At 64.1% G+C, this 15,339-nt stretch carries 24 protein-coding genes, 1 tRNA gene and 2 pseudogenes; 16 read left to right on the top strand and 11 right to left on the bottom strand.

What is annotated here, in order from left to right; translation table 11 throughout:
- Window positions 1-2 precede the first annotated feature (2 nt).
- The 10 genes from EDC31_RS13895 to EDC31_RS13850 are packed head-to-tail and all read left to right on the top strand — an operon-like array spanning window position 3 to window position 4,596.
- Window positions 3-317, top strand: coding sequence for a hypothetical protein (locus EDC31_RS13895; RefSeq protein WP_042060009.1), 315 nt, complete (start codon window positions 3-5; stop codon window positions 315-317).
- On the top strand, window positions 314-598 hold the full coding sequence (locus EDC31_RS13890; protein ID WP_042060011.1) for a hypothetical protein: 285 nt from the start codon (window positions 314-316) through the stop codon (window positions 596-598). Before EDC31_RS13895 ends, EDC31_RS13890 begins: the two co-directional genes overlap by 4 nt.
- Window positions 595-1,077, top strand: a complete 483-nt coding sequence (locus tag EDC31_RS13885) for a hypothetical protein (protein WP_042060013.1) — start codon at window positions 595-597, stop codon at window positions 1,075-1,077. The genes EDC31_RS13890 and EDC31_RS13885 overlap by 4 nt, the downstream gene beginning before the upstream one ends.
- Window positions 1,074-1,979, top strand: coding sequence for a hypothetical protein (locus EDC31_RS13880; RefSeq protein ID WP_042060017.1), 906 nt, complete (start codon window positions 1,074-1,076; stop codon window positions 1,977-1,979). Before EDC31_RS13885 ends, EDC31_RS13880 begins: the two co-directional genes overlap by 4 nt.
- Window positions 1,980-1,984: 5 nt before the next feature.
- Window positions 1,985-3,328, top strand: coding sequence for a hypothetical protein (locus tag EDC31_RS13875; RefSeq protein WP_042060019.1), 1,344 nt, complete (start codon window positions 1,985-1,987; stop codon window positions 3,326-3,328).
- Between the two features lie 9 nt (window positions 3,329-3,337).
- Window positions 3,338-3,649: a hypothetical protein gene (locus tag EDC31_RS13870; RefSeq protein ID WP_042060021.1), complete on the top strand. Its 312-nt coding sequence runs from the start codon at window positions 3,338-3,340 to the stop codon at window positions 3,647-3,649.
- Window positions 3,646-3,936, top strand: a complete 291-nt coding sequence (locus EDC31_RS13865) for a hypothetical protein (RefSeq protein ID WP_042060023.1) — start codon at window positions 3,646-3,648, stop codon at window positions 3,934-3,936. Before EDC31_RS13870 ends, EDC31_RS13865 begins: the two co-directional genes overlap by 4 nt.
- The gene (locus EDC31_RS13860) at window positions 3,933-4,148 is read left to right on the top strand and encodes a hypothetical protein (protein ID WP_042060024.1); all 216 of its coding nucleotides are present in this window, start codon (window positions 3,933-3,935) and stop codon (window positions 4,146-4,148) included. Before EDC31_RS13865 ends, EDC31_RS13860 begins: the two co-directional genes overlap by 4 nt.
- Window positions 4,145-4,366 carry a head fiber protein gene (locus EDC31_RS13855; RefSeq protein ID WP_042060026.1) on the top strand — a complete coding sequence of 74 codons (222 nt, stop codon included), beginning with the start codon at window positions 4,145-4,147 and terminating at the stop codon, window positions 4,364-4,366. The genes EDC31_RS13860 and EDC31_RS13855 overlap by 4 nt, the downstream gene beginning before the upstream one ends.
- Complete coding sequence (locus EDC31_RS13850; RefSeq protein WP_042060028.1) at window positions 4,363-4,596, top strand: hypothetical protein; 234 nt, start codon at window positions 4,363-4,365, stop codon at window positions 4,594-4,596. Before EDC31_RS13855 ends, EDC31_RS13850 begins: the two co-directional genes overlap by 4 nt.
- A 498-nt stretch (window positions 4,597-5,094) precedes the next feature.
- Here the strand turns inward: EDC31_RS13850 and EDC31_RS13845 are convergent, their stop codons facing one another.
- The 7 genes from EDC31_RS13845 to dinB form a co-directional block, all read right to left on the bottom strand.
- Complete coding sequence (locus tag EDC31_RS13845) at window positions 5,095-5,556, bottom strand: hypothetical protein (protein ID WP_042060030.1); 462 nt, start codon at window positions 5,554-5,556, stop codon at window positions 5,095-5,097.
- Window positions 5,557-5,642: 86 nt separating this feature from the next.
- Window positions 5,643-6,200 carry a hypothetical protein gene (locus EDC31_RS13840; RefSeq protein ID WP_042060032.1) on the bottom strand — a complete coding sequence of 186 codons (558 nt, stop codon included), beginning with the start codon at window positions 6,198-6,200 and terminating at the stop codon, window positions 5,643-5,645.
- Window positions 6,197-6,589, bottom strand: coding sequence for a hypothetical protein (locus EDC31_RS13835; protein WP_132127115.1), 393 nt, complete (start codon window positions 6,587-6,589; stop codon window positions 6,197-6,199). Before EDC31_RS13835 ends, EDC31_RS13840 begins: the two co-directional genes overlap by 4 nt.
- A 162-nt stretch (window positions 6,590-6,751) precedes the next feature.
- Complete coding sequence (locus tag EDC31_RS13830) at window positions 6,752-7,126, bottom strand: hypothetical protein (RefSeq protein WP_042060036.1); 375 nt, start codon at window positions 7,124-7,126, stop codon at window positions 6,752-6,754.
- 240 nt (window positions 7,127-7,366) lie between these two features.
- Window positions 7,367-7,443 (bottom strand) — tRNA-Pro (locus tag EDC31_RS13825).
- 91 nt (window positions 7,444-7,534) lie between these two features.
- The gene (locus tag EDC31_RS13820) at window positions 7,535-8,116 is read right to left on the bottom strand and encodes an LOG family protein (protein ID WP_042060056.1); all 582 of its coding nucleotides are present in this window, start codon (window positions 8,114-8,116) and stop codon (window positions 7,535-7,537) included.
- Between the two features lie 273 nt (window positions 8,117-8,389).
- A complete protein-coding gene (gene dinB / locus EDC31_RS13815) occupies window positions 8,390-9,496 on the bottom strand; it encodes a DNA polymerase IV (protein WP_042060058.1) in 1,107 nt (368 codons plus the stop codon).
- 231 nt (window positions 9,497-9,727) lie between these two features.
- On the opposite strand from dinB, the gene EDC31_RS13810 reads away from it, so the two are divergent.
- From EDC31_RS13810 to EDC31_RS13785, 6 genes and pseudogenes are all read left to right on the top strand, one after another.
- Window positions 9,728-10,303 (top strand): NUDIX domain-containing protein, encoded by a 576-nt coding sequence (locus tag EDC31_RS13810; RefSeq protein ID WP_042060037.1) that lies wholly within the window; start codon window positions 9,728-9,730, stop codon window positions 10,301-10,303.
- Between the two features lie 57 nt (window positions 10,304-10,360).
- Window positions 10,361-10,957: a hypothetical protein gene (locus EDC31_RS13805; RefSeq protein WP_239641698.1), complete on the top strand. Its 597-nt coding sequence runs from the start codon at window positions 10,361-10,363 to the stop codon at window positions 10,955-10,957.
- Between the two features lie 5 nt (window positions 10,958-10,962).
- Window positions 10,963-11,250, top strand: coding sequence for a GNAT family N-acetyltransferase (locus tag EDC31_RS13800; protein ID WP_042060039.1), 288 nt, complete (start codon window positions 10,963-10,965; stop codon window positions 11,248-11,250).
- A gap of 231 nt (window positions 11,251-11,481) precedes the next feature.
- Window positions 11,482-11,943 (top strand): annotated as a pseudogene (locus tag EDC31_RS13795) (winged helix-turn-helix domain-containing protein); the annotation flags it as partial.
- An 86-nt stretch (window positions 11,944-12,029) separates the two neighbouring features.
- Window positions 12,030-12,257: a hypothetical protein gene (locus EDC31_RS13790; RefSeq protein WP_408735063.1), complete on the top strand. Its 228-nt coding sequence runs from the start codon at window positions 12,030-12,032 to the stop codon at window positions 12,255-12,257.
- Between the two features lie 158 nt (window positions 12,258-12,415).
- The gene (locus tag EDC31_RS13785; RefSeq protein WP_042060044.1) at window positions 12,416-12,895 is read left to right on the top strand and encodes a YaiI/YqxD family protein; all 480 of its coding nucleotides are present in this window, start codon (window positions 12,416-12,418) and stop codon (window positions 12,893-12,895) included.
- Between the two features lie 230 nt (window positions 12,896-13,125).
- Here EDC31_RS13785 and EDC31_RS13780 read toward each other — a convergent pair whose 3' ends face one another.
- From EDC31_RS13780 to EDC31_RS13765, 4 genes and pseudogenes are all read right to left on the bottom strand, one after another.
- A complete protein-coding gene (locus EDC31_RS13780; protein WP_081797698.1) occupies window positions 13,126-14,103 on the bottom strand; it encodes a relaxase domain-containing protein in 978 nt (325 codons plus the stop codon).
- Window positions 14,100-14,369 (bottom strand): hypothetical protein, encoded by a 270-nt coding sequence (locus EDC31_RS17775; RefSeq protein WP_042060045.1) that lies wholly within the window; start codon window positions 14,367-14,369, stop codon window positions 14,100-14,102. The genes EDC31_RS13780 and EDC31_RS17775 overlap by 4 nt, the downstream gene beginning before the upstream one ends.
- 21 nt (window positions 14,370-14,390) lie before the next feature.
- Window positions 14,391-15,145 (bottom strand): IS5 family transposase gene (locus tag EDC31_RS13770; protein ID WP_132127113.1). Its coding sequence is split into 2 segments (ribosomal slippage): window positions 14,391-14,824 and window positions 14,824-15,145, totalling 756 coding nucleotides; the frame shifts between segments, so codons are not numbered across the junction.
- An 81-nt stretch (window positions 15,146-15,226) separates the two neighbouring features.
- Window positions 15,227-15,339: pseudogene (locus tag EDC31_RS13765) on the bottom strand (IS481 family transposase); the annotation flags it as partial.

The raw sequence follows: 15,339 nt of genomic DNA, 5'->3' as shown, positions 1-15,339 counted from the left end.
CCATGCGTCGTCTCCTGTTTCTTCTGCCGCTCCTCCTCGCGCCTGCCGCGAGGGCGACCACGCAATCAGCGAATCCCGTCGAGGTGTTCGCCAACGGCAAGCGCGCGGGCGTCTATTCGCAGCCGCTCGTCGTGCTCAACATCTCGCAGGTGTTTCCGGTCGCCTCTCTTCCTGCAACCTGCACTAATGGCGCGATAGTGTGGGCGGCAAACGGGCGCACGCCCACGGAAGCGGCCGGGGCCGGAACCGGGGTCACGGCGGTGTGCAAAAGCAACATCTGGTATTCCATGCTGTCGAACCTGGCGGTGACACAGTGAGCGCGTCTGCCGTTCTCGATCCGCGCCTGGATGACCACGAGAGGCGAATCTCCAACGTCGAGGCATCCCTGCGTGATTTCTCCACGAAAATGGCGGAGATGCATGGGGAGAACAGGGCGCGCATGGACCGGCAGGACTTCCTTCTCGCGGAGGGATTCAGGGAGGTGCGTGGCGACCTCAAACGCCTGGGGAGTATCCAGCACTGGATCGTTTATACCGTCGTCGTCTCGACGGCGGTCTTTTGTTATGCGAGCGGCCATCTCGCGGGATGGCTGACATGACGCTCCTTGCTGACATCAAGCGGCGCATCATAGCGCCCGTCGTTCTCGATCTCGCGTTGCCGGGCGACGACGCGGCCCGCGTGCAGCTTCATGCGGGCATCGGGAATGTGGAGACGGGCTTCCGCGCCAAGCTCCAGGCGGGGGGGCCCGCACTCGGCTTCTGGCAGATGGAACCGGCGACTCACGATGATTGCTGGCATAACTGGCTGTGGGCGCGCCCTGCACTCGCGCAGGTCGTGCTGGGCTATCTGCCTGCGCGCTTCAAGGGCGTCCCGAACGTGGGCGCGATGATCGAGAGCGACAGTTATGCCGTGGCCATGAGCGTCATCCGGTTCCGCCGCTCTCCGGTGGCGCTCCCACCCCGCAATGACGCCGGGGCGCAATGCACCGCGTGGAAAGCCGGTTACAATTCCGCACTGGGCGCGGGTGAGATCGACGGCGCGCGGATCGCGCTTTTCCAGGAGGCGATCGACGCATGACGCTCCCTACCCTCAACACCCCTATCTCCATGGCCAACCTCCTGGATGTGCTGGCCTATATCACGCAGAACGCGCCCAACGGCGCGCTGATGACGCCGGGGATCACCTTCGAGAACAATCAGCAAACCGGCCTCTGGTTGCGCCCGGACGGCGGCCTTGGATTCTCGGCCAACGGAGCGTCGAATTTCTATATCGACGAAAACGGGAATGCGAACATCTCGGGGGGAAACGTCGGAGCGGTGACGGGCGTTTTCTCCGGCGAGGTGACAATGGGGTTCTTCACGGCGGACGGCAATTCGGAGGTGAACGGGCATCTGACGATCGATTCCGAAGATCCGCAAATACTGATCTACAACAGCAGCACGACCAGCACGAAAGCCGCCATCACGTTCGGGAATGACACGCAATCCTGGCAACTTGGACATGACCAGCCGGGCAACGGGACCGATGATTTTTATATCTACCATGGCAAGGCGACCACTACTCCCCTCCATATCGGCAACGACGACAGTGTGACGATGCCGGGGGTTGTGACCATTGGCGCGTCCAACACGGACGGGACGCAGGCTACCTTGGTGCTCCCTCCCCTCGATAATGGGACGAGCTCCAAGCGCGCGACCATCCTGCTTGGCTCGGGGGGTGGATCGAGCGATGGCTGGGTGTTCGGTCGAGACAACGCGAGCAGCGGCGCGAACGATTTCTTCTTCTACAGCGGGACGGGGAAGAAGGTGATGCTGTGGATGAATGACGACGGCGTCGGGTTCAATGGACTCTCACCGACTGCCGCGCCAACGCTCAATGCTGGGCTGAATCAGGACGGAACCGCGACGAACATCGAGATGGCCACGCTGATCAATCAGATACGGCTGGCGCTGATCGATAATGGCCTGTGCCTGGGATAACGCCGATGACCCTCCCTATCATGAACCGTCCGCTTTCGCTCGAGGGGTTGCAGGACGTGCTGTCCGTCATTGGACAATACGCTCCTGCCGGCACGCAGGCACAGCCGGGCATCGCGTTCTCTAACAACCAGGCAACGGGCTTCTTTCTTCAGTCGGATGGGTCGATCGGCAGCGTCGTAAACGGCGCGCTTGCGTTTTCCATGAACGGAAGCGGTCAGATTTCCCTCTCTTCCACAGCCGCGACACCCTCTCAGATCACGTTGGAAAACACCAACGGTGCCTCTGACAGGTGCGCCATCACATTCGGGAGCGGCTCGGCCTCGTGGCAGATCGGCAAAGACCAAAGCGCCAACGGGGGGAACGATCTCTATTTCTACAACTCCCTGACCGGGAACACACCCGCCCGCTGGACGCAGGATGAGCAGTTGTTCATCAACTGGCAACCGACGACGGTCCTGACATCCAACGCCTATGCCAAAACTGGCTCGCCAATCGTCATCAACAACACGCCGGGGCAGGCAGCGGCAACGGTTGGCACCTCGATTGGCCTCCAGGTCAACACGATTGTCGCCAACGTCAACGGGCTCGCGGACGGCACGCGCTCCGAGTTCGGCACCTATTACGGGATGACGATCGCGGACCCGCGCGAGACGCAGGCGGATATCAATCTGTGGGGCCCCGATATCCATGTTTTCGGGAAATTCACGGACGATTCCACGCAGCGAGAGGGGGTGCTTATCGGATCATCCGTCTATCTGCGTCCCATGGCGGCAGGGAGCAACACGAAAGACAGTACCCATCCGGGGTCATATGGCATGGCGATCTGTATTGCGCCGCCCGACGCGGCCACGCTTACCGAATACGGGGTGGCGAGCACAAAAACCTCCTATCCCGCTCTGGCCGGCCTCTCGATTGTCGGGTTTTCCGGAACTACCTCAGTAACGGGGGGCGACCAGACGGGAGCAGGGGCCGCCGCTACATTCGGACTGCGTATCGGCGGCGAGGCAAGCGGCGGGGGGTCTCCCTATATCGGCTGGGACGCGCGCTCCAATTTCGTAACGGGCGCCGTCATTTCCGATTTTACAACCAACGGGCTGCTGATCACCAATCCGCTCACAGCGCCCTCCGGCACCGCGCAGTGGGGGATTTACAATGAGGCGCCGACCTACCTGTCAGGGGTCGTAAACGCGCAGTCCGCCGCTCTCGGCTTTTACGGCGCAACCCCCGTCGCGCAGCCGACCATGTGGCAGGTGGGGTCAAGCGGCGCGCTCTCCGACTGCATCACCGCCATCAATCGCATCACGAGCAACCTGACATCGCTCGGGCTGTTCGGTGCGGCGTCTTCATAAGGGGCACCCATGACACTCTCGCACGACGAACGTTCCCTCCTGCTGCACATGCTGGAGGCCAGCACGTTTCCCGGCAACCTCGTCGATGCCGTAAGCGCCGCGCGCGCCAACCTGCGGGAGGGGCGGTTTCTTCCGGATCAGGACCGGAAGCTGCTGGGGGGATTCATCGCCTCCGCGCAGGTGCCGGGGCGCTTGCTCCGTCCGGTGGTGGCGATCCTCGATAAGCTGGAAGCGTCCCCCCTCGACACGGGTGTGCCTGATCTGGCCGCACGGGGCGCGAGTGGGGAGGAAGTGATGTGCGGGTTGGAGTCGGGCGCATGAGCGCATTCCTCGACTGGGCTCGGCAACCTACTACTCTCCAGGGAGCCGGACTGCTCGTCGGCGCGCTCACCGGGTCGTGGCTGGGCATCGGTGAGAGCGTATGCGGGGTGATGGCGACAATGGCCGTGCCGCTTCTCATCCCCGAAAAATCCCCGCTCCAAAATGCCGCCTCCCTAGCGGCAGGTGCGGCGGTAGCAGAAATCGGCAAGCACGCGCTGTTTGCCGCCAGTTCCACACAGGGTGGGACGACTGGCCCTTTGGCCTCAACCACGGAGAAACAATCATGACCGATACCCTTATCCAAGAGGCTGCCGCGCTCGGTGAAGAATTGCTGCCCGTCCTGGGCGGATTCATCATCGAAAAACTCGATCCCTCTTGCGACCTGACTGGAGCGAAGACAGCCCTGACAGGTCTTGCGGGCAATCTCGCGGCGCTCGTGACGGCGCTGGAAACCAAGACCGTCTCCTCCACGGCCACCACCACGGAGGCGGCGCAATGAGCATCAATCAAGGGGCGTTCGAGGGTGGCCCCTGCCTGACCAAGAGGGAGTATGTATCGGACCAGTCTACGAAAGTGACTGGGGTGGCGACCCAGACGCAAGCGGGGGGCGTCAAACAGATCGCGCACATTGCCGCCCTTACGGCCGCCCCGACGGAGACGGACTTCAACGGCCTCCTGACCGCCCTCCAGACTGCGGGCATCATGGCCGCATCATGACCGGAGCGCTCATCCTCGCCGCTCTCGGGCTGCTGGTCCTGACGCTGCTCGGCGTTGGGTGGCTGGCGTGGCGCGCGGGCGGCAGGGATGGTGCGGTCAGCGTGAGCCAGAAGAGCGCTGATGAATCGGCCCAGATGGCGTCCACAGCACAAGATGAGGCGCAGGCCGTGGCAAACGCGCCACAGACAGAGGCGGCGTTGCTCGCGCGACTCGATGCGGGGAACGGCTGATGCGGTGGCTGGCTCTCTGCCTGCTCGCTGGCTGTTGCCCGGCGCAAACGCCCGCAAGCTGTCCGCCGCTGATCGCATGGCCGGCCGATGTGCAGCGCGCGACAGCAGCGGAGCTACGCGCGCATCCTGACCTGACAGCCACGCCGATATCCCTGCGAATCGCCGTAGCGCAGCGCGATGCAGTCAGGGCGTGCCGGTGAACATTGCACGAACAATTGAGCGGCCATGTTCCTACACGGGCGTTGGCGTGTCGCTGTCGCATCCTTCTCCTCCGCGTGTCCATTCCACGCCGCCGTAGCCCGCGCAGGATAGTTTGGGAGGGGGCGAGCGTCATGCCCTACGGGAGGGGTGAAGCTCGGGCGTTGACTCCGTCAGGAACAGGGGTTAGCGTCATGGCAACGTCATTTTCGATGATGGGATGTTGCCACTCGTTCGCGGGCGGTTAACAAGCGGCTCAGCCCGCACCAAATAGGGCGTCGGGGGCTACGGCCCCCCGCCTCACAAAACCCCCTTACGGATTTTCTTGAGAGCGTCGTGGCGGCGCGAGCCGGTCAGGTGAGAAAGGCCGCGCGCGGCCAGAATCTCATCATTGCGGCTCTTCTCCTCGCGGGTCCGGAGCGTTATTTCCGCGCGCCTCGCCATATCGTCCGCCCTCTCCGCAGCGAATGCGGCGGCGCTTTCGCGAGAGCGTTTTTGGCGCTCGGCCACGGCCTGGAGGAGCGACTCCGCCAAAGCATCGATGGCGTCAGGATCTTCTCCCCAGAAATCCATTTCATCCACCCGCCAATCCGTATTGCAGGAGTGGTCGGAAATGCGCAGGCGCACGCCGGTCGAAACCATGAAATAGGAGCTTGCCTCTCCATACCTGTTAATGGAGTGCGCAAGGTCGCCGCATCTCACGCCCCGCTTGAGGAGGCGCGCTCTGATGCGTTCTGCCCGATCATGTATCTCGTTCGTCATCGTCGTTCTCCGATCCCGGGAGCCGCTGTCCGGCTGTATGTGTCACCTCCAGTTTCGACGCGTTTCCGGAGGGGTGAGGAGATCCGTCACGCGGCATCCGCCCCGGGGGGATTCCAGCGCGTGAGAGGATCTGTCAGGAAAACCATCGCTGCCCGATCGCCGCCCAGCATCGCCGCCAGGAGGTGCACGCCGCTGATGGGGCGCAGGCCGGATGTGTGAACCCAATGCAACGCACGGCGCAGGCGGTTGACATCCATCTCGTCCGGATTCCAGGTCCGAATTGCCCGGTAAATGTGGATGATCTCGCGGTCCGCGCGGGCGCGAGCGGATTCGGACATCCCTCTCCCCTCCAGCCGGGCCCCGATCGCGGTCAGGGCGTCCGACAGCCCCATCGCGGCGCCGGCGTCCTCCTCCGCAGGGACGCGGCAAACGAACCGTACCGCATGCGCGGCCATCAGCGCCTCACGCGGAGGGAGAGACAACAGACGCGGCATCCGGCACATGATTTCCGCCGTGCTGTAATCCCCCCGGACGATGCGCCGCCGATCGGGCGAAGGGAGGCGGTTCACGAGCAGGAGGAGTGACTGTGCGAACAGCGTCCGCGCCGCCGCATAGACCTCCTGGTCGAGGTCCGCGTTGATCACGCTGCATCCTCCCGGAGCAGCTCGGCGAGGCCCTCCCGGCCGAGGATTTTAGCAGCGTGCGCCTGCGCGGCCCCCAGAATAGCGGCGGCGGCCATTTCCTCCGTCCATCCTGTGCGAACCAGTTGAGCGGCGAGAATCGAAAGCGCCGTTCTCGGATCGACGGATTTCGTCCCATCGGGGAACATGGCGAGGAACGCACGCACATCCACCGCAACGCCGCCAGGCACATCGCGCGCGCCGCTCAGAAACTCGCGGATGCGGCGAGCGGAGGACAGCCCCAGTTCCCGCGCGGCACGCGTCTGATTCCCGTTCCAGAGAACCGCAATCGCCGCGCGGAGCTCATCCCCGCGCATCGGTCGTGTCGGCAAACGGTCGTCGGAATTTTCCACAATACGATCTCCGCAGGATATCCCCGCATGGGCGGGGAACTTTCTTCTGGCCTCGTTCAAGGCTGACCCGAGCACGGGTCATCCCCGCCTGGGCGGGGAACAAGTGTTTGCCCCGATCAAGCACGGGTCATCCCCACGTCAGAGTGGGGAACTTGGGGCGCTTCAGGCGAGGAGAGACGCGAGTTCCTCGCCCGCCAGCGCTGTGAGAGAGAGCCGGACCGGAGATGCCGCGCCAACCCCGCTCTCGAAATCCCGGCGCGCCTCGATCGCATCGCCGCGCGCGCTCTCGATCTCCCGCAGGGTTTCCCGCGCGTCGCCAGCACTCAGCACGATACCCCCCAGCCGCACCTCAACCTGAACTCGCGCCGCATTCCCGAACGACTGAACCGCCTGTTCGTGTGCGGCACGGGCTCCGCGCAACGCGTTGAGAAACCCACGCGGCGAGAGGGAGTGAGCGGAATACGATTTCCAGTCCCGCGCGGACTGCTCCATCCCGTCACGGGCGGCGCGATAGGAAACGATGATCTTCTGAGTCATTTTCAGCGGCCCTCCTTGGCCATCCGGGGAGCGGCCCCATCGGCCTGCTCTCTGAAAACGACACTAGGCGCAAACTAGGCGCGGGTCAACAGGAAAATGCGCAGGCGAACGATTTAATTTGTACTCGCTGAGCCGCCGTATAACGGCGTGTTGCCGGAATTCCACCGGCTGTGAGGCTGCGATGTGTTCACGTGAACAAATGCGACCATGTGACAATGGATGATAACCCATTGTAAACATTGGTCGGAGTGAGAGGATTCGAACCTCCGGCCCCTGCGTCCCGAACACAGTGCTCTACCAGGCTGAGCTACACTCCGATGCGGTGGAAGGGGCTATAGCCGCGACGGGGCGGCTCCGCAAGACCCCGCCGCAAATATGTTGCCGGGGTCTCGCACCGGGATTCGAGGCTCAGAACCGCGCGCTTTCCGGCGCTTCCGCGACCGGGTTCAACGCCTGGAGCCGCGCGAGCGCCGCCGGCACATCGGGCACGACCTCGTAGAGTCCGCGGGTCGACGGCGCGGCGAAGCCCTGCTCCACCGCCGTCTCCAGCATGGTGATGACCGCCCGCGCCCAGCCCAGCACATTGACGATGAGAATGGGCTTGTCATGCAGCCCGAGCTGCCGCCAGGTCAGGATTTCCATGAGTTCATCGAAGGTTCCCAGCCCGCCGGGCAGGATCAGGAACGCCTCCGCGCGCGCGAACATCAGCGCCTTGCGCTCATGCATCGAGCCGGTCACGACAAGTTCGTCCACGCCGTGATGCATCACCTCGCGCGTGTGCAGGAAATCGGGAATGATTCCGCTCACCGCGCCGCCCGCCGCCAGTGCCGCGCCCGCCACCTCGCCCATCAGGCCGACCGCTCCGCCGCCATAGATGAGCCGGACGCCCGCATGCGCCAGCGCGCTTCCGAGTGCGCGCGCCGCCTCGGCATAGCCGGACAGGTCTCCGTGACGGGAGCCGCAGAAAACGGCGGCGGTGGCAATGCTCATCAATCGGATCTCCTCTGTTCCCGCCGGCGAAGCGGGCGCCTTCGTCGCCAGCATCGCGCCGGGGACGCTTCCGATCAATGTCACCGCCGCGGAAAATATGAAAAGAGCCGCATCGCCTCTCGGAGCGCTCTTTCGAGGTCATCCCCCGCCGGCGCATTCAAGGATGTCGCCGCGGCGGGCGCGAGCCCCGCCACAATGCAGTCTCACCATATGATGTCGAGCATCGGACCGCGTTGCAGGAAGGCGCGGCGGAGACGAGCGATCGCGGCTTCGTCAGAGTCCGTCGAACAGCCCGGGCAAGACCGCCGCGCTGTGCGCGTCGGGGGTGGTGAGGGCCGAAAGAGTCAGGCCGAGGAGCCGGACGCCGGGAGCAGCGGCGAAGAGACCCGGCAGGAACGGGAGCGCCGGAGCGAGCAGGGTTTCGACGGAGGACACCGGCCCCGGCACGGTGCGGCTGCGCGTGACGATGCGGAAATCGGCATATTTCGCTTTCAGCGTGACCGTCCGGCCGCTGAGACTGCGTTTCGCGCATGACGTCCAGAGCTGCTCGCCCAGTTCCCGCAGGGCGATGAGTGCCTCGTCCGCGCTGTGCAGGTCGCGGGCGAACGTGGTTTCCGTGCCGATGGATTTGCGCTCCCGGTCCGGACGGACGGGACGCTCGTCGATGCCGCGCGCAATGTCGTGATAAAAGGTCGCGGCCTTGCCGAAATGCGGTCGCAGCGCCTCGACGGGCCAGTTCCGCAGATCCCCGCCCGTGCGGATGCCCAGTGCATGCATCCGGGCCGCAGTGGCGGGGCCGATGCCGTGGAACCGCTCCACCGCGAGGCTTGCCGCATAGGCCGGGCCCAATTTCGGCGTGATGACGAAAATCCCGTCGGGTTTGTTCTGGTCGGAGGCCAGCTTGGCGAGGAAGCGGTTATAGGAGACGCCCGCCGAGGCGGTCAGCCCGGTTTCGGCACGAATCTCCCGGCGGATGCGCTCGGCGATCGCGGTGGCGGAACCATGGACGGCGACCGCCCCGGTCACGTCCAGCGACGCCTCATCCAGCGACAGCGGCTGGATCAGCGCGGTATAGCGTCGGAAGATCGCGTGAATCTGCGCGGAAACGGCACGATAGACCTCGAAGCGCGGCGGCACGAAGATCAGCTCCGGGCAACGGCGCAGCGCGATGGTCGACGGCATGGCGGACCGTATGCCGAAACGCCGCGCCTCGTAGCTGGCGGCGGCGACCACGCCGCGCGCGGCGCCGCGCCCCACCGCGACCGGAAGGCCGCGCAGAGCCGGATTGTCCCGCTGTTCCACCGAGGCGTAGAACGCATCCATGTCGATATGCAGGATGCGGCGCGGCGGAACCGGGTTGGACGCGTCCTCGCCGGTCATGCCCGCATCATGGCCGCGAAATGAGAACAAAACAAGATCATTCTTACCCGTTCCGGCGTGGAAGATGCATATTCCGGACAACGAGTAAAAAACCTTTCCGACCTGTCCGCATGACGTTTTGTCTCATGGAGGTGAAGAGGCGAACCACCCGGTCTTGTTCGGGAAGGGAAGACCCCCGCTTTCTCGCCGGCATGACTTGAAAACCGGCGCGGCAGCGTTCACGCTGGCCTGATGACAGACGAGTCCGAACCGCCCCTGCCGCGCTATGAAGTCGTGTCCTCGAGGATGGCGTACAGCAATCCGTGGACGGCGTTGCGGGAAGACATCATTATCCGGCCGGACGGAAAACAGGGTCTGTACGGCGTCGTCGAGCGCGGGCCGTTCGTGGTCGTCATGCCGGTGGGCATCGGACGGGAGGGGCCGACCGTCACGCTGATCCGCCAGTATCGCTATCCGGTCAACGAGCGGCTCTGGGAGTTTCCCATGGGCATGTGGGAAAGTCGTCCCGACGCCGCGCCGGAGCAGGTCGCGGCCGGCGAGTTGCGTGAGGAGACGGGGCTGATCGCGGGTACCCTCATCTATGGCGGGGCGATGTTCCAGGGAGCGGGCTACTCCACCCAGAAGGGCCATATCTACCTTGCCACCGACCTCACACAGGGCGAGCCCGCGCGGGAAGCGACGGAGGATGACATGAGCTGCCTGACCGTGCCGCTCAAGACATTCGAGGCGATGATCGCGCGCAACGAGATCGTCTGCATGGTCACGCTCGCCGCCTTCGCCCTCCTGCGCGCCCGTGCGCTCGTCTGATCGCCGTTCCGCATCCCCCCTGCCTTTGATCCGTTTACCCGAGGAGTCCTCTCCGGCATGAGCCGTTTCCGCTTTCTTCCCCTTGCCCTTCTGCTGGCGTCCGGCCTTGGCGGCTGCGGCTATTTCGACTCCCGCGCCGCCCACAAGGCACAGAGGAGCATGGTCGGCATGACCGCGTACGATCTACAGGCCTGCGCGGGAATTCCGTCCTCGATCAAGCAGCTCAACGATACGACGCAGATCTACGTCTATACCGGCACCCATACGGCGACGACCTATAGCGGCTCGACGCTGATCCCGATCGCGGACATCGTCTCCGTCTTCAAGGAATTCGCGGGCGGCGGCGGCACGAGCTGCACGACGGTCATCCGCCTCGACCATGACCGCGTCGCGGAAGTGCATTACGCGGGCGACGATGACGAGGTGATCGGAACGGACGGCATCTGCTCGATCATCACCCGCGGATGCGCGCGCCAGCCGGAAGGCACGATGCAGAAGGTCGATGGCGGCCCGTTCGGCCCCGTCTCGGCCTTCTCGCCCCCGAAGACGCCCAACCAGTCCACGGGCGCGACCTATTCGACCCAGTCCGGCGCGGTCATCGTCAATCCGGACAGGAAATCCGCCGCGCCGATCATCGTCCCACGCACGGAGTAAGCATCATGACGGCCTCTCTCATCCACGACGCGTCACACCATCGCTTCGAACTGCCGCTTGGGGACGGCACGGCGGCGGTCGTGAGCTATCGTGAGCGGGACGGCGTGCTGTTCCTCGATCATACGGAGGTCCCGCCCGCCCATGAGGGCAAGGGCGTCGGGTCCCGGCTGGCGCGCGAAACGTTCGCGGCAATCCGCGCCGATGGCAAGAAAGCCGTCCCACTCTGCAGCTTTCTCGTGCGATACGCCGCCCGCCATCCCGAAATCGCGGACGTCCTCGCATCAGGCGCGTAAGCGGCGCGCGCCCTCGCCTGCGCGCAACCGCCGGAGCGGGACATGTTTCTCCGCCTCCGCGGCACGGAACAGCTCTGCCGCCAACCCGCCATTGAACAGGCTTTCCTTGGCGAACATGGCTTGCAACGCGCTGGACCAGCCGAGTCATACCAAAGGCTGTAGCCACTGACTCGTGTGTGAAGTGACGAAGTGCGTCGGGTCTGCTTCTCATTCTGCGGGAGGATCCGGCTGATGACGAGGGCGGTGAAACTACGGGATGATTATTCGGCGTCTGATTTGAGGTGGCTTGTGGCGCGCAGCCGGCATGCGACTGCCGCGCGGCGGCGGCTGGCTCTGGCGGCGATCCGTGCTGGGGCCAGCCGGACGGCGCGGGTGGGCGGCATGGACCGCCAGACATTGCGTGATTGGGTTCACCGCTTCAATGCCGAGGGTCCCGATGGCCTGCGCGACTATCAGCACGCGGGACCGGCCTGTCGCCTGAATGCCGCCCAGCAGGCTGAGCTGAAAGCTCTGGTCGAGGCGGGGCCGGATCGGGAGCGCGATGGCGTGCCGCGCTGGCGCCGTGTCGATCTGCCACGCGTGATCGAAGAGCGCTTCGGTGTCGTCTATCATGAGCGTCACGTGTCCGCCCTTCTGAAACGGCTTGGTTTTTCTTATGTCAGCGCCCGGCCGCGCCATCCGGAAGCCGGAATTGAGAACCGGGCCGGTTCTCGCCCTGGCCTCCGCCTTGCTGTTCGGCGAGCCCGTAACCTTGGCAGCTTCTGGTCGCTGCGCTGCTGATGGGGTTCGGCCTGTATCTGCATCTCGCGGAGCGGCACGATCACGAGCACACCCACGAGGCGATGGCGCACACGCACCGCCATGTTCACGACGCGCCTCACCAGCATGAGCACGGGCCGGACGATCCACAAGGCGAGCCGCACACGCATTTCCACCGTCACGAGCCGATGACGCACCGGCATCCGCACTATCCGGACTTGCACCACCGGCATCGCCACGCGCATTGACGGAAGACGTGCGACATACGCTGCTTCGACCCGGTTATCCCGCCGAAGTGACGTGAGCGAGGGCACGATTTTTCTCGTAAATCAATACAGAAGGCATCGTTCGGAGGCCGGGTTGAAAGCGATTTGCGCTGCTGGCCACGCCGCTACACTATAGCGGCATGATCCGAATGTTCATCGACTCCGACGCCTGTCCCGTGAAGGATGAAGTGTATCGCGTGGCCGGGCGATACGGTCTGCATGTCTTCGTCGTTTCAAACCGGATGATCGCCGTGCCTCAATCCCCGTTGATCGAGCGCGTGGTGGTCGAGGCCGGGCCGGACGTCGCGGATGATTGGATTGCCGAGCGCGTCTCGGATCGGGATATCGTCATCACCTCCGATATTCCCCTGGCGGCGCGATGCGTCGAGAAGGGCGCTTTCGTGATCGAGCCCAAGGGACGGCTTCTGGATCGCGATGCGATCGGCATGGCGCTCGCGATGCGCAATCTGATGACGGATCTGCGCGAAGCCGGCGTCATGACTTCGAACGGGGCTTCGTTCGGCAAGGCCGATCGCTCACGCTTTCTCTCGGCTCTCGATACGCTGGTCGTCAGGGCGCGAAAGCCGCATCCGCGCGCGCCGATGCATCGGATCGAGTAATTTGGGGGCCAGTGCATCCGTAATCACCAGATGCAGGGGGGCTGCACCGGAACATTCCTGTTCTGAGGCCATGTGTAGGGCGGTGACAAACCCGGCCACGCTCTCGTCGATCGGCCGGGCACCGATCTCGAACCCGGCCTAGAATGCCCGCACCAGGTGCTGCCCGATCTGCAGCGGCGTTTTCAGTCGTGCGGCCAACAGGGTCGCCGCCGCTTCGTCGATCACCTCCTCTAGTTCCACACCCTCCTCCAGACAATTGCGCAACACCCAGTCGATGTGTAGTCGCGCTGCCGGTCGCGCAGGCCACCGAACTCGAACACGGTGGCGCGATCGCCGATCTCCTCCATCTGCGGCCGGCGGAGGTCGTTTCGGAGCCGGGGGTGGCCGACCAGCACGACGGAAAGCTGGCCGCCGCCCTCTGCCACCACCTCGGTCAATCGCTTGAGTGCCACCAGCGTTTTGGGGTGCAGGTCGTGAGCATCATCCACGAAGAGCGCCACCGGCTTCTTGGCACGACGGAACAGCTCCTGCAGGTCGCGTTCACGCCGCTCACTCTGGGTCGGGATCGTCACGGTCCGGTCGGGGGCCAGGTCGTAGAAAAGTGCAGAGATCAGCAGCGGCACGGTGATCTTGGCCTTCTCGATCGCCAGCGAACGCGACACGATAACCCGTCCTTCGCGCTCCAGATCGCCTTCCTCGATATAGCTGGTGTCACCCGATCCCCGGCGAGCGACGCCGACCTCTTTGGCGACAAAGGCCATGGCGGTATCGTTGGCCTGGTGAATCGCCTGCCAGAGGAGCGCCTGCTCCTCACGGGTCGGCGCGAACTCCGCCGCGAGTGTCACCGACTTCGCGGGCGCGGCGGTGAAATCGAAGCCGCAGAGTTCGCGCTTGCGACCGTGGTTGGACCATCCTTCGCCGTTATCGGCCCGCTTACATTCGAAGAGGCGCGCCAGCCCCTCGTCGGTCGGGGGTTTCATGATGTCGATGCCGAGCTGATCGGCGATCCGCGGACCCAGATGCGGAGCCCAGGCCCCGCGTCCCTCGCGTCCGGTGTAATAGGAATTCAGGCGCTCGCCGGTTTCCACATCCCGCGCCTTGTCGGCTTGGGTCCTTACGTCCCGCTCGGGCTCGACCTGCTGCTCACGCAGATAAGCGACGATCAGTTTACCGGCGCCGGCCGCGGTCAGCTTCCGGAAAGTCATCATGGCATGGCGCCCTGCGCCGGGCGTCCCGTGCCCAGGCGATCCACCGCCTCGGCCAGCCGCGCCAGTTCCAGGGATTGACCGCCCACCTGCTCGACGAGCTGCTGAAGCACCGACACCAGGGTTGGGCCGTCCTCCTTCTCCCGGGGGCTCACGAGCTGATGGATTTCGGCCAGCATCATCGCCATACGGTCGAGGCGTGTAATGACGGCCAGCTCGAAGCGCTCGCGAGCCGGGGCGTCTGGTTGCGGCAGGGGAAGAACGGACATGAGGACTCCTACGGCGTGTCGTCAGTTAAGCAGGATGATGATTGAGGCGAACTGCACGCCTGCGAGGAAGGTCGATTTCAGTTTATCGTAGCGGGTTGCGATAGCGCGAAACTGCTTGAGTTTATTGAAGAACCTCTCAACAAGGTTCCGTTCACGATAGAGAGCGAAGTCTGTTTCCCGTTGAGTCGTTCTGTTGCATTTTGGCGGGATGACCGGGGTAATCCCGCGCTGTATCAGCCGATCGATCAACCTGTCCGCGTCATACGCCTTGTCAGCCAGGAAGGCGTCCGGGTCAATGTTTTCCAGAAGCGGTTCCGCCTGGGCGATGTCGGCATCCTGTCCCGGTGTGATGCCGAGTTCCACCGGATTGCCCAGAGCGTCGCAGATGGCATGGATCTTTGTGGTCAGACCGCCTCGTGAGCGTCCGATGGCCTGATCCGCACCCCCTTTTTGAGAGCTCCGGCGCTATGCTGATGCGCCCGGACAATTGTGCTGTCGATCATCATGTATTCATTGTCGTGATCAGCGGCCAGATAACGAAATATCCGTTCGATGACACCGCTTTCATACCAGCGGCGCAGACGCCTGTGCACATTTTTCCAGTCCCCGAAACGGGCAGGAAGGTCGCGCCATGGAATGCCCGCGCGATAGCGATACAGCACCGCCTCCACGAACAGACGGCTGTCCGCCGCAGTGCCGCCGACATGACCTTCGCGACCGGGAAGAAGATCCTTTATCCGCTCCCACTGGTCGTCGCGCAAACCATAGCGCCGCATTCTTCTGTCTCCCCCCAAAAACGAGAAAACAGTCAGCACACGCAGCCAGAAAGTACAACCCTCACGTGCCACACTCAGGGCTTAACTGACGACACGCCGTAGTCCCATGATTTGATGGTGCGGATTATGTATGAACCGTGATGGTTCTTTTTCCCACTGCTGGCAAATGAATTCATATGGAGTGAGGCCGCGCA

The sequence above is a fragment of the Acidomonas methanolica genome, from assembly GCF_004346035.1.
Taxonomy (GTDB): Bacteria; Pseudomonadota; Alphaproteobacteria; order Acetobacterales; family Acetobacteraceae; genus Acidomonas; species Acidomonas methanolica.
This window is presented reverse-complemented; position numbering and strand designations above follow the sequence as displayed.

What these genes read in the sequence shown, in the direction of transcription:
- EDC31_RS13780 (WP_081797698.1), bottom strand. Translation starts at nt 14,103, where the DNA reads ATGATGACTTTCCGGAAGCTGACCGCGGCCGGCGCCGGTAAACTGATC.
- EDC31_RS13860 (WP_042060024.1), top strand. Translation starts at nt 3,933, where the DNA reads ATGACCGATACCCTTATCCAAGAGGCTGCCGCGCTCGGTGAAGAATTG.
- dinB (WP_042060058.1), bottom strand. Translation starts at nt 9,496, where the DNA reads ATGACCGGCGAGGACGCGTCCAACCCGGTTCCGCCGCGCCGCATCCTG.
- EDC31_RS13810 (WP_042060037.1), top strand. Translation starts at nt 9,728, where the DNA reads ATGACAGACGAGTCCGAACCGCCCCTGCCGCGCTATGAAGTCGTGTCC.
- EDC31_RS13875 (WP_042060019.1), top strand. Translation starts at nt 1,985, where the DNA reads ATGACCCTCCCTATCATGAACCGTCCGCTTTCGCTCGAGGGGTTGCAG.
- EDC31_RS13885 (WP_042060013.1), top strand. Translation starts at nt 595, where the DNA reads ATGACGCTCCTTGCTGACATCAAGCGGCGCATCATAGCGCCCGTCGTT.
- EDC31_RS13870 (WP_042060021.1), top strand. Translation starts at nt 3,338, where the DNA reads ATGACACTCTCGCACGACGAACGTTCCCTCCTGCTGCACATGCTGGAG.
- EDC31_RS13830 (WP_042060036.1), bottom strand. Translation starts at nt 7,126, where the DNA reads ATGACTCAGAAGATCATCGTTTCCTATCGCGCCGCCCGTGACGGGATG.
- EDC31_RS17775 (WP_042060045.1), bottom strand. Translation starts at nt 14,369, where the DNA reads ATGTCCGTTCTTCCCCTGCCGCAACCAGACGCCCCGGCTCGCGAGCGC.
- EDC31_RS13800 (WP_042060039.1), top strand. Translation starts at nt 10,963, where the DNA reads ATGACGGCCTCTCTCATCCACGACGCGTCACACCATCGCTTCGAACTG.
- EDC31_RS13845 (WP_042060030.1), bottom strand. Translation starts at nt 5,556, where the DNA reads ATGACGAACGAGATACATGATCGGGCAGAACGCATCAGAGCGCGCCTC.
- EDC31_RS13820 (WP_042060056.1), bottom strand. Translation starts at nt 8,116, where the DNA reads ATGAGCATTGCCACCGCCGCCGTTTTCTGCGGCTCCCGTCACGGAGAC.
- EDC31_RS13850 (WP_042060028.1), top strand. Translation starts at nt 4,363, where the DNA reads ATGACCGGAGCGCTCATCCTCGCCGCTCTCGGGCTGCTGGTCCTGACG.
- EDC31_RS13855 (WP_042060026.1), top strand. Translation starts at nt 4,145, where the DNA reads ATGAGCATCAATCAAGGGGCGTTCGAGGGTGGCCCCTGCCTGACCAAG.
- EDC31_RS13790 (WP_408735063.1), top strand. Translation starts at nt 12,030, where the DNA reads ATGGGGTTCGGCCTGTATCTGCATCTCGCGGAGCGGCACGATCACGAG.
- EDC31_RS13895 (WP_042060009.1), top strand. Translation starts at nt 3, where the DNA reads ATGCGTCGTCTCCTGTTTCTTCTGCCGCTCCTCCTCGCGCCTGCCGCG.
- EDC31_RS13865 (WP_042060023.1), top strand. Translation starts at nt 3,646, where the DNA reads ATGAGCGCATTCCTCGACTGGGCTCGGCAACCTACTACTCTCCAGGGA.
- EDC31_RS13785 (WP_042060044.1), top strand. Translation starts at nt 12,416, where the DNA reads ATGATCCGAATGTTCATCGACTCCGACGCCTGTCCCGTGAAGGATGAA.
- EDC31_RS13805 (WP_239641698.1), top strand. Translation starts at nt 10,361, where the DNA reads ATGAGCCGTTTCCGCTTTCTTCCCCTTGCCCTTCTGCTGGCGTCCGGC.
- EDC31_RS13880 (WP_042060017.1), top strand. Translation starts at nt 1,074, where the DNA reads ATGACGCTCCCTACCCTCAACACCCCTATCTCCATGGCCAACCTCCTG.